This is a genomic window from Romboutsia sp. 13368 (assembly GCF_018336475.1).
Taxonomy (GTDB): domain Bacteria; phylum Bacillota; class Clostridia; order Peptostreptococcales; family Peptostreptococcaceae; genus Romboutsia.
Genome location: NZ_CP048741.1, coordinates 903,626 through 905,067, shown reverse-complemented (window position 1 = coordinate 905,067; position 1,442 = coordinate 903,626). Strand labels below are relative to the sequence as shown.

At 24.4% G+C, this 1,442-nt stretch carries 1 protein-coding gene; it reads right to left on the bottom strand.

The annotated features are described in order from the left end of the window. Nucleotides 1-126: 126 nt before the first annotated feature. On the bottom strand, nt 127-1,442 hold a 1,316-nt coding region (locus tag G3997_RS03640), incomplete at its 5' end, for a nuclease domain-containing protein (protein WP_296648252.1).

Genomic DNA, 1,442 nt, shown 5'->3' with positions numbered 1-1,442 from the left:
TATAAGATTTAATATATAAAAAGACCAGTATTTAAATAAAGTTTATTAAATACTAGTCCTTTTATAGTGTTTATTTTATTAAAATAAATTATTTAAGTTATAAAGTATTTTAGCTAATGTAATATATTATTTATACTGATAGTATTTCATTATCTCATCGATGTTAATTTTATTTCCATTTAATTTTATATCACCATTCTCTAAGATTTTAACAAAATCACTACCTATATAAAATCCATTATTCTCTTTTTTCAGACTTATATTTTTATCTTCACTAATCTTTCTAAGTATCTTGTAAATATCAATTTCTTTTCTACTTCCTAAATACAACTCATGCATAGTGTTTGCATTTTTAAGTAAGTATAAAGTAGTATAATTTACAATTCTAGTTCCATACTCAATTCTTTTTATAGGTCCAACTTTTTCAAAGTCATCAAGCTCTATTCTTATATAAATATCATTTTCTTTTCCACTAGTACATTTTATCTCACTACAACTTTTTCTTTCATATTCATAATAGTCCTTAATCTTAGCATAATACTCTATTCCATAATTGCTATCGAATCTATTTATAGATTTTGGTTTATCCTTTGGTTGATAAAATGCTAAATACTCAATCCCTAAATCTATCTTTGAAATTGAAGATTTTGGTATATGATAAAATCTATGCTTTTTATAAATATCAAAGTGATCTTTATCTTTTGTGTTAACTATCATTACATTTTTGTTCTTAAACTTATAATAATCATTCTCTTCATCAAATACTGGATTATTATTAACAGCTTCTATATATGATTCATTTATAATACTACATAAATGTTTTTTCATAAGAGAAGTAGATCCTGGAAGCATAGGAAGTGCTCCTATATTAACTTTATCTATACTTTTATAAAATCTATTTTCCTTAAAGCTTTCTTCATCACTACAAGGAAACATTACATAAGCCCCTATTGATTCGTACTTAAATTGATTATCCAGTTTATTTTTACTTACTATAGAATCTCTGTATCTATGCATAATGTTTATGTCATCTTCCATTGGGCATATGTTTCCATTGTTATCAACATAGATTCTATACTTTGCATCAAATATATATACCCTGTCAGTTTTGCCGACACCCTTTAAACAAAGTACCGTATCTGGTCTTTGGTTTGTTGTTGGAAGTTTATTATATTGCTTATTGTAAAATAGTTCTAATCTTTTTCCTTGCTCATTTTCATAAATACATTTTGCTTCTTTATTTTGCATAAGTGATAATGTTAATCCATTTGAAGTTGATTGTATTATTGAATTTTCTTTAGCTTCATATCCTAATTCTTTTATTATGCTATGTATTTTTATGTAACACCATATTTCATATAAGTTCCAAAGCTTTTTATTACTTATATCATAAAGTCCGCTACTTATATCTAATCCTTTTGATAAAAGTAGATAATAGTAAT